Origin of the sequence: Marinobacter vulgaris, assembly GCF_003344045.1 — a bacterium.
Taxonomy (GTDB): domain Bacteria; phylum Pseudomonadota; class Gammaproteobacteria; order Pseudomonadales; family Oleiphilaceae; genus Marinobacter; species Marinobacter vulgaris.
The window spans coordinates 246,028-258,923 of record NZ_QFWX01000002.1 but is presented as its reverse complement, the minus strand read 5'-3'; the positions used below and the strand labels follow the sequence as shown (position 1 = coordinate 258,923).

General features: G+C 57.5%; 15 protein-coding genes. 6 read left to right on the top strand and 9 right to left on the bottom strand.

The window, feature by feature from the left end; all coding sequences use genetic code 11:
- Nucleotides 1–777, bottom strand: coding sequence for a flagellar motor protein PomA (gene pomA, locus DIT71_RS04490; protein WP_114612014.1), 777 nt, complete (start codon nucleotides 775–777; stop codon nucleotides 1–3).
- Between the two features lie 65 nt (nucleotides 778–842).
- Nucleotides 843–1,262 carry a YkvA family protein gene (locus tag DIT71_RS04485; protein WP_114612013.1) on the bottom strand — a complete coding sequence of 140 codons (420 nt, stop codon included), beginning with the start codon at nucleotides 1,260–1,262 and terminating at the stop codon, nucleotides 843–845.
- A gap of 107 nt (nucleotides 1,263–1,369) precedes the next feature.
- Between DIT71_RS04485 and DIT71_RS04480 the strand changes: the two genes are divergently transcribed.
- Nucleotides 1,370–2,125: a fructosamine kinase family protein gene (locus tag DIT71_RS04480; protein WP_114612012.1), complete on the top strand. Its 756-nt coding sequence runs from the start codon at nucleotides 1,370–1,372 to the stop codon at nucleotides 2,123–2,125.
- A gap of 1 nt (nucleotide 2,126) precedes the next feature.
- On the opposite strand, the gene DIT71_RS04475 is transcribed toward DIT71_RS04480, so the two are convergent.
- The 6 genes from DIT71_RS04475 to DIT71_RS04450 all read right to left on the bottom strand — a co-directional run bounded on the left by DIT71_RS04475 (nucleotide 2,127) and on the right by DIT71_RS04450 (nucleotide 6,899).
- Nucleotides 2,127–2,378 (bottom strand): TIGR03643 family protein, encoded by a 252-nt coding sequence (locus DIT71_RS04475; RefSeq protein ID WP_114612332.1) that lies wholly within the window; start codon nucleotides 2,376–2,378, stop codon nucleotides 2,127–2,129.
- Nucleotides 2,375–2,854, bottom strand: a complete 480-nt coding sequence (locus DIT71_RS04470) for a DUF6231 family protein (protein WP_114612011.1) — start codon at nucleotides 2,852–2,854, stop codon at nucleotides 2,375–2,377. Before DIT71_RS04470 ends, DIT71_RS04475 begins: the two co-directional genes overlap by 4 nt.
- A 36-nt stretch (nucleotides 2,855–2,890) precedes the next feature.
- On the bottom strand, nucleotides 2,891–4,213 hold the full coding sequence (locus DIT71_RS04465) for a DASH family cryptochrome (protein ID WP_114612010.1): 1,323 nt from the start codon (nucleotides 4,211–4,213) through the stop codon (nucleotides 2,891–2,893).
- Nucleotides 4,214–4,328: 115 nt separating this feature from the next.
- Nucleotides 4,329–5,078: an SDR family oxidoreductase gene (locus tag DIT71_RS04460; RefSeq protein WP_114612009.1), complete on the bottom strand. Its 750-nt coding sequence runs from the start codon at nucleotides 5,076–5,078 to the stop codon at nucleotides 4,329–4,331.
- Between the two features lie 32 nt (nucleotides 5,079–5,110).
- Nucleotides 5,111–6,232, bottom strand: coding sequence for an alkene reductase (locus tag DIT71_RS04455; protein WP_114612008.1), 1,122 nt, complete (start codon nucleotides 6,230–6,232; stop codon nucleotides 5,111–5,113).
- Nucleotides 6,233–6,311: 79 nt separating this feature from the next.
- The gene (locus DIT71_RS04450; RefSeq protein ID WP_114612007.1) at nucleotides 6,312–6,899 is read right to left on the bottom strand and encodes a TetR/AcrR family transcriptional regulator; all 588 of its coding nucleotides are present in this window, start codon (nucleotides 6,897–6,899) and stop codon (nucleotides 6,312–6,314) included.
- Between the two features lie 89 nt (nucleotides 6,900–6,988).
- Here DIT71_RS04450 and DIT71_RS04445 point away from each other — a divergent pair, with 89 nt between their 5' ends.
- On the top strand, nucleotides 6,989–8,101 hold the full coding sequence (locus tag DIT71_RS04445) for an S-(hydroxymethyl)glutathione dehydrogenase/class III alcohol dehydrogenase (RefSeq protein WP_114612006.1): 1,113 nt from the start codon (nucleotides 6,989–6,991) through the stop codon (nucleotides 8,099–8,101).
- Nucleotides 8,102–8,147: 46 nt separating this feature from the next.
- Entirely contained in the window at nucleotides 8,148–8,594 is a 447-nt protein-coding gene (locus DIT71_RS04440; protein WP_114612331.1) for an acyl-CoA thioesterase, read from the top strand.
- Between the two features lie 21 nt (nucleotides 8,595–8,615).
- On the opposite strand, the gene DIT71_RS04435 is transcribed toward DIT71_RS04440, so the two are convergent.
- Nucleotides 8,616–9,299 (bottom strand): type 1 glutamine amidotransferase domain-containing protein, encoded by a 684-nt coding sequence (locus DIT71_RS04435; protein ID WP_114612005.1) that lies wholly within the window; start codon nucleotides 9,297–9,299, stop codon nucleotides 8,616–8,618.
- A 231-nt stretch (nucleotides 9,300–9,530) separates the two neighbouring features.
- On the opposite strand from DIT71_RS04435, the gene DIT71_RS04430 reads away from it, so the two are divergent.
- From DIT71_RS04430 to DIT71_RS04420, 3 genes are all read left to right on the top strand, one after another.
- Nucleotides 9,531–10,913 carry a ribonuclease J gene (locus DIT71_RS04430; protein WP_114612004.1) on the top strand — a complete coding sequence of 461 codons (1,383 nt, stop codon included), beginning with the start codon at nucleotides 9,531–9,533 and terminating at the stop codon, nucleotides 10,911–10,913.
- A gap of 371 nt (nucleotides 10,914–11,284) precedes the next feature.
- Nucleotides 11,285–11,713: a hotdog fold thioesterase gene (locus DIT71_RS04425; protein WP_114612003.1), complete on the top strand. Its 429-nt coding sequence runs from the start codon at nucleotides 11,285–11,287 to the stop codon at nucleotides 11,711–11,713.
- A 410-nt stretch (nucleotides 11,714–12,123) separates the two neighbouring features.
- Entirely contained in the window at nucleotides 12,124–12,804 is a 681-nt protein-coding gene (locus DIT71_RS04420) for a hypothetical protein (protein ID WP_114612002.1), read from the top strand.
- The last annotated feature ends 92 nt before the right edge of the window (nucleotides 12,805–12,896 follow it).

The following is a 12,896-nucleotide window of genomic DNA, read 5'->3' as shown; positions in this document are numbered from 1 at the left end:
CTAGCCGCCTGCCATTTCGGCTTCGGCGTTTTTTTCCCGTTCCTTCGGTGTCAGGTAGCTCGACAGCATCTGCTCAATGATCCGCGGGTTGGTGCCTTCCTGAACAGCCACCAGAGCATCGATGTAAAGCGACTGCAGGCGGGCTTCTTCGGTCATTCGCAGGGACAGCTTATCGGCGATGGGCGTTGCAATCATGGTGGCGATCATGGCGCCGTAGAGTGTGGTGAGCAGTGCCACCGCCATGGCGGGCCCGATGGATTTCGGGTCCTCCATGTTGGACAGCATCTGCACCAGGCCGATGAGCGTGCCAATCATGCCCATGGCCGGGGCGACGTCTGCCATTGCGGTAAACACCTTGGCCCCAGAGCGGTTATGGTCCAGGGTCAGCAACCGCTCCTTGGACAGCAACTGTTTGATGGTGGTCGCGTTCTGGCCGTCGACCAGCATCTGTATCCCCTTGGCAAGAAACGGGGAACCCACTTCCCGGTCTTCCAGGCCAAGCACTCCCTCCTTGCGCGCGATATTGGCCACATCGATCAGTTCTTCAATGCTTTTACGGGTATCTGGCAGGCGAAACTTGAAGGCCCGGGCCGCCACCCTGAAAGCACCGAAAAACTGGTTGAAGCTGAACTTCGCCAGCACCACAAGCAGCGTGCCTCCGACAACAATCAGGATCGAGGGCGGGTTGATGAATACATCAGGGGAAACGCCGAGGATGACAGCAGAAGCAATAAGAAGAATGGCCCCTACGAGACCAATCAGGGTGGCAAAATCCACGCGAACTCCAAATGGTATAGACGGTATTGAGGGCGCCGAAAGATTAACGGCAGTCCACAATTTAATCAATCACCATTGGTAAGCGTTTGTGACTCTGTTCGATAATCTTTCCAGGCGGCGTAGCGGAGCAGGTCAGATTCCACAAAGGCCAGGCAGGCGGCGACCACGCCGGCATCGTCGAGAAAGCCAACACCCAGCAGAATGTCCGGAATCAGGTCCAGCGGGTTGAGCACATAGATCAGGGCGCCGGCAATGGCCGCGATACTCCTCCAGGGCACTTCCCGGTAGTTGCCCTGCCAATAATCCTGCAGCATGGAAAACATCAGGCGGATGTCGGTGCTGAAACGCTTCAGTTTGCCGCTTTTCCTGACCCTGTCCTCGATGACCTGCTGACGGTCGAGCAGGTCGGCCACATCATCGCGCTGGACCCTGTCGGCCTCGGTATTCAACTGTTCGTTTGCCTTGCGATCGCTGAACGTTGCCATTGGCTATTACCTGTAGTGAAGTTCCTTACTCCTGCCATGATCCATCAAGCCTCCGCCAAAGCCAAGGGGTTTGCGTGGGGTTTCCGGATCGTGGTTATACTGAGAGCATGGCTGATTTCATCAAACACAATTCCACGTCTTTTCCAGAAGCCCTGTTGTGCGAAGCCAGGGGCCTTGAGGTGTTGGCAGATACTCTCAAAACCGCCGGTGTCACGGAGCTGCGTGTTCCACCTGTGAATGCCGTTTCCGAGCAGGAACTCGTTATGCCTCGCATCGAGGCCGGACCCGCAAGCAAGGCGGCCATGGCAATGCTGGGTGAAGGGCTCGCCCGCATGCATGCTGTTCGTCAGCCCCACTACGGCTTTGATGGCAATAACATGATCGGGCTGTCACCCCAGAAGAATCGACTGTCGGACAACTGGGGCGCCTTTTTCCTCGAAGACCGCCTAAGTGTGCAGGTTGGCATGATACGGAACCGACAGGTCCGGGCGGAGTTTGACGCTGTGCTAGGAGGCAAGGGCACGGCTCTGACAGGTTTCCTGAACGAGCACTGCGACCACCCCAGCCTGCTTCATGGTGATCTCTGGTCGGGCAATGTGCTGTTCGATAACGCCGGCCCCTGGCTGATTGACCCTGCCGTCTACTTTGGTGACCGAGAGGCAGATATCGCCATGACCGAGCTGTTCGGGGGCTTTTCAGGGGAGTTCTACGCAGCCTATGATCGGGTTTATCCGCGGACCGACGCCTACGTCACCAAGCGGGCTATCTATAACCTCTATCATACCCTCAACCATTACAACCTGTTTGGCGCAGGCTATCTCGATGCCTGTAGGCGCAACCTCAGCGTGATCGAGGGGCTGTGATTTACTGATGTTTATACTGGGTGGGGCAGTAACCCCGGGAAACCCCGGCGGGGCGAAGTGCCCGGTGTTTGGTCCGGCGACCGCTGACCCGTTTGCGCCAGAGCCTGAAACTGCGCGGTTTCAGTTCCCGGCGCATCAGCTGAATCACGTCTTTCTCCGGCAAACCGTAGAGGGCCTCGATGGCTTCGAATGGCGTGCGGTCTTCCCAGGCCATTTCGATGATGCGGGAGCGATCCGGTTCCGTGAAGTTCACCACCACGCCTTACCCCACATTTCCGGGTTGGCCCAGTTGTCGGGGTTGTTCCAGGCGCGTTTGTGGTTGTAGCTGTCGATGTTATAGGTGTAGAGGGTTAGCGGGCTGTTTTCGTCTCCCAGCTCCGCCTGGCGACGGAAACCCAGCCCGATGAAGTCGGTAAATGCCCACTGCGGACTGGCGGGCACGACCACGGCAATCTGATGGGTACCGTAATTGCGAAGCTGGCCCAGCAGGATTTCCCCTTGCTCATGGCTCAGGTGCTCCAGGGTGTCGGTGATCAGCGCAAGATCCTGGGTCTGAGGCAGCGGAAAGGCGTCGTTGGGGGAATCGCTGTCCAGTGTTGTCATGGCAGAATCGCCGTGGTGCTGGCACCAGTGATCACCCACCTCGCCGGCCACCTGGCCGCAGACCACCAGAGTGCCGGGCTGGCAGGTATCGATAATGCGGGCAAGGGCTTGCTGGGGTGTGGGCATGGTCAAGGGTATCCTCACGGGATTGAATAGCCAGTATCACACTGGCCAGTCGGCGGCATCAACCAGGTGCAGACCAACCGGCTGGGCCGCATTACCCCGCCAGCGTTGTATGAACTCGCCATCCGGGTCGAATTGTCGGGCCTGCTTTTCCAGATTGAAATGCCGCGGGCCTTTGGGGTCGGCGCCAACACCGGCCTGGTACTGCCAGTTGCCATAGTTACTGGCGACATCGTAGTCCACCAGTTGCTCTTCGAACCAGGCAGCGCCGTAACGCCAGTCCAGCTCCAGTTCGTTCACCAGGCAGCTGGCGACAATCTGCCGGCTGCGGTTGCTGATGTACCCGGTTTCCCGCAACTGGTTCATGGCTGCGTTCACCAGCGGGTACTCCGTGCTGCCGGCGCACCACGCCTTGAACCGGTGAGGGTAGAAGGAGGCTGAGCGCTTTTTCTGCTGAACTCCGTCGCGGCGAAACAGATCGGGGCCATGCTTCAGGGCATACCAGTAGAAATACTCCCGCCACAGCAGTTCGAACCACAGCCAGTAGGTGGATTCGTTTTTAACATGCTTCCCCTCGTACTCGCTGATGGACTCGGCCACTTCGCGGGCAGACAGGGAGCCGTTTGCCAGCCAGGGGGAAAGACGGGAAGACGCCTCGGGCTCATCCAGGGCGTTGCGGGTTTCCTTATAGGAATCGATGCGGTGATTCACAAACAGGTAATCGTTGAGACGAGCCAGTCCGGCGGACTCGCCGCCCCTGAACCAGACCGGCTGCCGCGGCTCCGGAATCGCCGGGCATTCCCCGCGATTGTCTTCCGGGTAGCCGGGGGCCGGCGGTAGCGCTGTGAGCGTGCGAATACGCAGGCGCTCGGCGTTTCGCTCACCGTATGATTCAACCACTTTACGGAAGCGGGAGAAGGTATCCGGCAGTTCCTCCAGCGGCATCGGAAGCGAGCCTTCGGTGAACAGGCTCAGGGTCTCGAACTGCTGGAAAACCGTCTTTGGCAACTTCTCTTTTATGGCATTCCACTGCTCGCCTTCCCGGGTGCCCGGCTGGCGCGATCGAATGATACGACCGATCCGGTGACTATGCACCAGTTCCGGAATCACCGTTTCCGGCTCGCCAAAGGCAATATGCAACCGCTGCCCCAGTGGCCTCAGGCTGCGCTCAAGGGCCATCAGGCTTTGCCAGAGAAAGCGCCAGCGATGGTCTCCCATGGTTTTGCACTGGAATGGACCCGGCGAAAACCAGCGTGGATCCACCACGTACACGCACAGCAACATGTCTGACTTTGAGGCGGCTAACAGGGCGGGGTTGTCGTGCAGCCGTAGATCACGGGTAAACCAGTAAAGTGTATGCAACCTGAAACTCCGTTGTTTTGACGACCATGTAAAACTTACGTTTTATAGCGGATATAGTTTTGCATGGCCGTCAGAAACTGACACTTTCACCCGGTAAGCCGCAACCGGCTCAGTACTACAGCTCCTGGGCAGTCGGCCGCAGGATGATTTCGTTGATATCAACGTCCGCAGGCTGTTCGATGGCGTAAACGATAGCCCTGGCCACGGCGTCCGAGTCAATTGCCACCTCGTAGAGATCGTCCGCCGCCTTCTTGGCGTCGGGATCGGTGATGGTACTGGTCAGTTCGGTAGCGATCGCGCCAGGCGAAATGTTGGTGCTGCGGATTTCATCACCGGCTTCCATGCGCAGGCCTTCGGAGAGTGCTTTCACCGCGTATTTGGTTGCGCAGTAGACGGCGGCCCCCGGAAACACCTTGTGGCCGGCAACGGATGACAGGTTGATCACGTGCCCGCTGTGCTGCTCGCGCATGGTGGGTAGCACAGCGGCGATGCCGTACATGACGCCCTTGATGTTGACGTCCACCATCTGTTCCCACTCATCGACTTTCAGTGCGTCCAGCGGTGCCAGTGGCATAAGGCCGGCATTGTTGATCAGCACATCAATCCTGCCGAAGGTGTCTTTTGCGACAGCGGCCAGAGCTTCCACCTGTTTGCGCTCGGTGACATCAGTTGTTTGCCACGTCACCTCGGCTCCTTGGGCTTTCAGCTCCTCGGTGAGGGCTTTCAGGCGGTCCTCACGGCGGGCGCCGAGTACCAGCTTTGCGCCCCTGCCTGCCAGGCGGCGTGCGGTGGCTTCACCGAGGCCACTGCTGGCGCCGGTGATGATCACAACTTTCTGGTTAATCGGATCGTTGGTGTTGCTCATGGAATTACTCCTGGTTGAGTGCATTGGTTGAATCAGGCGCTGGTTTCGAGCTCTTTCAGCGTCGGGTAATCGGTATAGCCACGCTCATCGCCGCCATAGAAGGTGCTGTCATCCCATTCGTTCAGTTCGGCATGCTGGCGGAAGCGCTCCGGCAGGTCCGGGTTGGCGATAAACGGACGGCCAAAGGTCACCAGGTCGCAACGTCCACGACTGATGCGCTTGCGGGCTTCTTCCGCGGTATAGGCGCCATTGCCGATATAGGTGCCCTTGAATCCGGCCTGGATGGCATCGATGACTTCTTCGGGACGGCCATTGGCGTGGTTGCCCTGGAAAGAATCCTCAACCACCTCGATATAGGCAATGCCCAGATCGTTCAGGTGTTTGGCGAATTCGCCAAAGGTTGCCACGGGATCTTCGTCATACATGGCGTTGAAGCTGCCTGTCGGGCTGACTCGGACGCCAACTTTGTCCTTGCCCCAGACATCGACTACCGCCTCTATCACCATCAAAGGAAGACGCATCCGGTTTTCCAGCGAACCGCCAAACTCATCGTTACGCTGGTTGCTGCCACTCTTGAGAAACTGGTCCAGTAGATAGCCATTGGCGGCGTGGACTTCAACGCCATCGAACCCTGCCTCTCTGGCATTGAGCGCACCCTGACGGAACTGCTCGACAATATCCGTCATCTCCTCCGTTTCCAGCGCTCGTGGTTCGGGTATATCCACCATGCCTGAATCGGCGCTGATGAACGTCTTGGCACCTTCAGGCCTGATGGCGGACGGTGCCACCGGCTTCTTGCCGTCCGGTTGCAGGGCGGTGTGGGAAATACGACCCACATGCCACAGCTGGGCATGGATTCGCCCACCGGCCATGTGCACGGCACCCGTGACTTTGCGCCAGCCTTCAACCTGCTCCGGTGAATGGATCCCGGGTGTGAATGCATAGCCCTTGCCCTGCGGTGACACCTGGGTGGCTTCGCTGATAATCAGGCCGGCACTGGCACGCTGCTGGTAATACTGCGCATTCATGTCAGTGGGTACATCGCCGGGCTGGCCGGCACGGGCACGGGTCAACGGTGACATAAGCACGCGATTGGGCAGTGTCAGTGAGCCGAGTTCGTGGGGTTGAAACAGTGCATCGTTTACGTTGTTCATTAATTGCTCTCCTTGAGAATTAAATTGATTTAATTAGACCAGTCTACTAGACGGTAACGAAAAAAATAGTCGGCGATACTTATTGGGTACCAAGACACTGGTGGAAGAAAACTCGCACGAACCGCTCCATGGGCTCGGTGGATTTCAGCACTTTGGCCCTCAGGATAGCGCCTTCCCACCCGGACAGAAGGAAACTTGCAACATCAGCAGGGTTGACGGACTCATCCACATCCCCCGCCTGTCGCGCTTCCTCGATACAGCGTTCAAAACGCTTTTCCCAGCCCTTGAATACCGTATCCAGGCGTTGGCGAAAGGTTTCATTCTGGCCAGCCAGTTCCTGGCCGAGGTTGCCGATTAGGCAACCGCGGGTAAACTCGCAGCTGGCCATGGTTTCCAGTCCGCTATTGAAATAGGCGTGAAGACGATCCACGCAGGGGCGGCTGGTGTCGTTGAGAATCTGATCAAGCCTGGCATCGTACTCCTGGGTGAAGGCGTCGATGACAGCCAACCCGAAGTCGTTCTTACTGCTAAAGTAATGGTAGAACGACCCTTTGGGAACGCCGGCAGTTGTCAGCACGGCGTTGATACCGGTGGCACCAAAGCCTTTCTGGCCGATCAGATCCGCCCCGGTGTTGATGATGTGATTGCGTGTGTCGTTCGATGTCATGGTTGTTATATTAGACCGGTCGTCTACAATGCGTCAAACACGTAAAACCCGAGACATTAAATCCAGAACTGTTTTCAAGGAGTCTGCCAGTGATTAAATCCCGTGCTGCGGTCGCATTTGCCCCCAATAAACCGCTGGAGATCGTCGAAGTAGACGTTGCTCCGCCCCAGAAAGGGGAGGTGCTGGTGCGGATCGTCGCCACCGGTGTGTGTCATACCGATGCCTATACCCTTTCCGGTGCCGATTCCGAAGGTAATTTCCCCGCCATCCTGGGCCACGAGGGCGGCGGTATAGTCGAAGCTGTTGGCGAGGGCGTGAACTCCCTGGAAGTTGGCGACCACGTGATTCCCCTTTACACGGCCGAATGCGGCAAATGCAAATTCTGCACCTCCGGCAAGACCAATCTGTGTGGTGCCGTGCGTGAAACCCAAGGCAGGGGGGTGATGCCGGATGGAACCTCCCGCTTCTCCTACAAGGGTGAGCCCATTTACCACTACATGGGCTGCTCCACTTTCTCGGAATATACGGTTCTGCCGGAAGTGTCCCTGGCAAAAATTCCCAAAGAAGCACCTCTGGAAAAAGTGTGCCTGCTGGGCTGTGGCGTTACTACCGGCATTGGCGCGGTATTGAATACCGCACAAGTGGAAGAGGGTGCGACCGTAGCTGTCTTCGGCCTCGGAGGAATCGGCCTGGCCGCGATTATCGGTGCCACCATGGCCAAGGCCAGCCGCATTATCGCCATCGACATCAACCCCGGAAAATTCGACATCGCCAAGCAGCTGGGTGCCACCGATGTCGTCAATCCCAAGGATTACGACAAGCCGATCCAGGAAGTCATCATTGAAATGACCGATGGCGGTGTCGACTATTCCTTCGAGTGCATCGGCAACGTGGACGTGATGCGCTCAGCCCTCGAGTGCTGCCACAAGGGCTGGGGCGAATCCATCATCATCGGTGTTGCCGGCGCAGGCGAGGAAATCCGCACCCGTCCGTTCCAGCTGGTGACCGGACGGGTCTGGAAGGGATCTGCCTTCGGCGGCGTCAAGGGCAGGACGGAACTGCCGGGTTACGTGGAAAAGGCCGAGAAAGGGGATATCCCGCTGGATGTGTTCATCACCCACAATATGCCGCTGGAGGATATCAACGAGGCTTTCGAGCTGATGCATGAGGGCAAGAGTATCCGCTCGGTCATTCACTTCTAGCTGTCTGAACGGGCCCCTGCCGGCAGGGGCCCGGGAGAAAATGATCATGTCCGCCGACCGTTCCTTTCGCTTCCGTTTCCGCGTCCGCTACGGCGAATGCGACGCCCAGAGTGTTGTCTTCAATGCCCGCTATGCGGACTACGTGGATATTTCCGTCAACGAATACATCCGTACCCTGTTCGGGGACTACCAGAACCTGCTCGACCAGGACCTGGACATCCAGGTAGTGAGTCTGGCCATGAATTACCGGGCGCCGGCGCGCTTTGATGATGTGCTGGAGGCGAGGGTAAAGGCGGGACGCATTGGCAATACCTCGTTCACCGTTCACCTGGAATTCTACCGCTATGGAGATGGTCAGCTGGTGGCGGAGGCGGATATCACTTACGTGCTGATCCGGCCATCGGAAATGGCGAAGACCGCAATACCGGCTTCTTTACGGGAAATACTGGAAGCAGGAGCACCCGGCGTGCTGCTTAGCCACGCCGGGGAATAACGGCAGCAGTCAGGAAGGCATTCAGCCTTCCTGAAGCGTCTGCACCACTGCCTTGGCCGCGCCTTCGGAGGAGGCGGGGTTCTGACCCGTAATCAGTTTGCCGTCCACCACGATGTGGGGAGCCCAGTCGTCACCCTTGGAGTAGGTGGCGGTGTTTTGCTTCAGCATGTCTTCCAGCAGGAAGGGCACAACATTGGTCAGGCCTGCGGCTTCCTCTTCGCTGTTGCTGAAACCGGTCACTTCGCGGCCGCCGACAAGGTTCTGTCCCGGCTTGATTTCCACATTCTTGAAGACGGCCGGCGCATGGCAGACGGCCCCGATAACCTTGTCCTGTTCATAGGCTGTCTTGATCAGGGCAACGGACTTGTCATCGTTGACCAGATCCCACAGGGGCCCGTGGCCACCGGGATAGAACAGGGCGTCGTAATCGTTCATGTCCACATCCGCCAGTTTTTTGGTACTGGCAAGGGATTCCCTGGCGTGGGCGTCCTGCTCGAAGCGGCGAGTGGATTCGGTCAGTGCATCGTCTGTTTCACTGTTGGGATCAACCGGTGGCTGGCCGCCTTTCGGCGAGGCGATGGTGATGTCGGCACCAGCGTCCTTGAACACATAATAGGGAGCGGTGAATTCCTCAAGCCAGAAGCCGGTTTTATGGCCGGTGTCTCCCATCTGATCGTGCGAGGTAAGAACCATCAGTACTTTCATGCAATCTATCCTTTTACGTTCTGAATGGATTCGATGTCACTGCCTGTTACTTTGTTTATTGCGGTGGATCTCTGGTAAATCAACCGCTGGTACCGAATGATGATCGCCGATGAAGAGCCAGATCCTGTGGATCCGACCTGCTGCCTGTTACCGGTACTTCCTGCAACGATCAACGTACTATTATCGAGTCCACTTCAAGTCCGACTTAGTCAGTCGGGATAAGGCTTTACAATGACACCGGATCACAATGATTTGTGGTTCCTGCCTCTGGGGGGAACCGGCGAGATCGGCATGAATCTCAACCTTTATGGTCACGATGGTCGCTGGCTGATGGTGGACTGCGGCGTGACCTTCCCCAGGCCGGGGCGGATTGCGGCCGATGGTTCGGTTCATCATCCTGGCGAACCGCCCGTGCAGATGGCAGACCCTGCTTTCATTGCCGACCGCCGTGACCAGCTGGCCGGCCTGGTGATAACCCACGCCCACGAAGATCATATTGGTGCCGTGCCTTACCTCTGGCCGTTACTGCAATGCCCGGTTTATACCAGCCGTTTCACCGCCGAAATCCTGCGCCGCAAACTGGCGGAGTTTGACCTGCTCCACCGGGTGCCGATCCACGTTGTTGACGTCGGGAATCGCCGGATGATCGGGCCGTTCGAGGTGGAATGGTTGGCGCTCACCCACTCCATCCCCGATCCGAACGCACTGATGATTCGCACGGGCATTGGCAATATCTTTCACAGTGGTGACTGGAAACTGGATGACCGACCGCTGGTTGGCCATGGCTATTCAAAAAAGACGTTCACCGATCTGGCCGACGAAGGCGTGGATGCCATGGTATGCGATTCCACCAATGCGACGGTGCCGGGCCATTCGGTGTCCGAGGCTGCGCTGCATCACGGGTTGCTGAAAACGGTTGCGGCTGCCAAGGGCCGTGTTGTGGTCACTTGCTTTGGCAGTAATATTGCCCGTTTGCACACCCTGGCCGCGATCGCCAGGGAGACCGGGCGTTACATGGGCCTGCTTGGCCGTTCCCTGATCAACATGAGTGGCGCGGCAAAATCCGCGGGATTATGGGATGCCGCCGATCAGTTGATTAATCCTTCCCATATTGGCTATCTGCCCCGGAGTGAAGTGCTGGCGGTGGCAACGGGAAGCCAGGGCGAACCCCGCACCGCGCTGCGTCGCCTGGCTAGTGGCAACCACCCGGACTTCGAGCTGGAGGCCGGGGATACGGTTATCTTCAGCGCAAGGGCCATCCCCGGAAACGAAGAGGCCATTGGCGCTCTGATCAGCAGCCTCCAAACCCTGGGGGTCGCGGTGATCACCGCCGAGGATGCGGAGTTACCGATACACGCCTCCGGCCATCCGGCGCAGGAAGAGCTTGCATTAATGTATCGCTGGGTAAGGCCTTCGGTTGCCATACCTGTTCACGGTGAAGCCGAACATATGAAAACCCAGGGGACCATTGCCAAGGCAAACGGAGTGCCCCGCACTCTGGTTGGCCGCAATGGCGATCTTTTCATGATCCGGCCGGTGCCGGGGATTCGCCGCCAGATTACGGAAACCGGACGCCTGGGTTGGGACAAACAGGCGCTTGTGCGGGTTGAGTAACCGGGCGCTGGCTGCAGCGAAATCCTAGGATTTCGTGGTCACCGGTCGCTCGGAACCCTGTCCCGCTCTTCCCTGTGCGGGCGCAGCCGTCGATGATTTCAGGGCCCGCCAGGCATTGAAAATGTGGCTGGGTGAACCGGCTATTTGAATGGCATTTTTGCTCATCATCAATCCTCTTCCTGCCGGGCAGAACTCTGCCGGGGACGCTTTTGGAGTCAACGTTACTGAGCATAGCAATGCAGATTTCAAATGCAAATGAATCTCATTAAAATTTGAGAAAGGTCAACAAAATCCGATAGTCGTTCGCAGACTAACTGTATAAACTCGTTCTGATTCAAGCCTATTGACAGACATCAGGAGACAGTCACCCCATGGCAATCTGGACCCGCAATATCCCTTCCCTTGAACAAATGGCCGAGGCCAGCAGGAACACAGCCGTCGCCACGATGGGTATCGAATACGTGGAAGTCGGTGATGACTATCTGATTGGCCGCATCCCGGTGGACGAGCGTACTGTTCAGCCGTTTGGCATTCTTCATGGCGGGTCATCGGTGGTGCTGGCGGAAACGCTGGGCAGCATGGCAGCCAACTACTGCCTGCGTGAGGAAGGCCAGATTGCGGTAGGGCTGGATATCAACGCCAACCACATTCGTTCAGTGACCAAGGGCTGGGTGTATGGTACGGCGCGCCCCGTTCATATTGGTGGCACCACACAGGTGTGGGAGATACGGCTGGAAAACGAGGAAGGCAAGCTGACCTGTATTTCAAGGCTTACCATGGCCGTGATCAACCGGGGCTGATATCTCGGGGGCCTGGCGATTGAAAAATCCCATTGGCATCGGCACAGCTCATCCGTGCCGTAGACGTTTCACGGCTGGTTCACCTTGTTGATCAAGTAGGTGACTTTCCGTTTTGCAATGGAGGAGGAAGCCCTCGATCAGGAAGTCGGTGTCTTCCCACGGTCGATGAGACGAATCACATGCATCCCGATCTGCAAGTGGGATAGGGGAATGTCAGTCTCTACAATATCTTCGTGGGCCAGTGGCATAATACAGGGTCTCTAAACCGGGAATTTCATGCTGAACAGGTTGTGATCTGATCAGGCTTTGATCATCAGGACTGAAGCATGGTGTTAATGGTTTTAGCGTAGCAAAGGCATCGCAGCCATGTCGCATCTGGCTCCGTATTCCTGAGTATTGAGGGCGTCGCTATGAACAAAGCGAATGTTGGCATCCCCCTCTGGTGGCTGGCCATGGCCGCCGCACTGATACCGATGGTTACCATTCACGTTACCTTTACGGTGTCAGTGCTGGAGGGTCATATCTCCTGGTGTATTCCCTACTGGGACAGCTGTACCAGTATCAGCCGCACCGGCCGCTACGGCACCAGTTACTTTATTTTTAAAGGCACCATGCTGCCAGCGGCGCTATTGGGGATCCTGTTCTGGTTCCTTAACAGCCGCTGGTTACTGCAACTGGGCGCTACCAGCCGCGGCCGGCCCTGGATACCATGGCTGGGGTTGGTGGCCTGTGTATCCCTGGCGGCCTACACCCTCGCGCTTGGCCATGAGGGAGACGGTTTCAACCTGACCCGTCGCATCGGTGTGGTGCTGTATTTCTCACTCACTTACATAGCGCAGTTGCTGATCAGCTCGGCTCTGCGGGAACACCCACGATGGCATAGCAGTGGCAAGCGCCTGTTATGGCTATGTGAGCTGGCACTGGCGGTGGGCATACTCTCGGTCATCCTGACGGCGGTGGTGCCGGATATCTACAGCCAGATGGACGATGCCTTCGAGTGGGTGCTGGCATTTCTGATCAACCTGCATGCCATCTGGATCGCCGTATTGTGGAAGCAGAGCCGCTTCCGCGCGCGTTTATGGGCGGAATAGCAGGGTTTACAGTGACATCATCACAGGGGCAGGGCTCCTAAAACTGTTAAACTGAAAGTTTTATGGCCCGGATAATCTCAGCAAGGACCCTC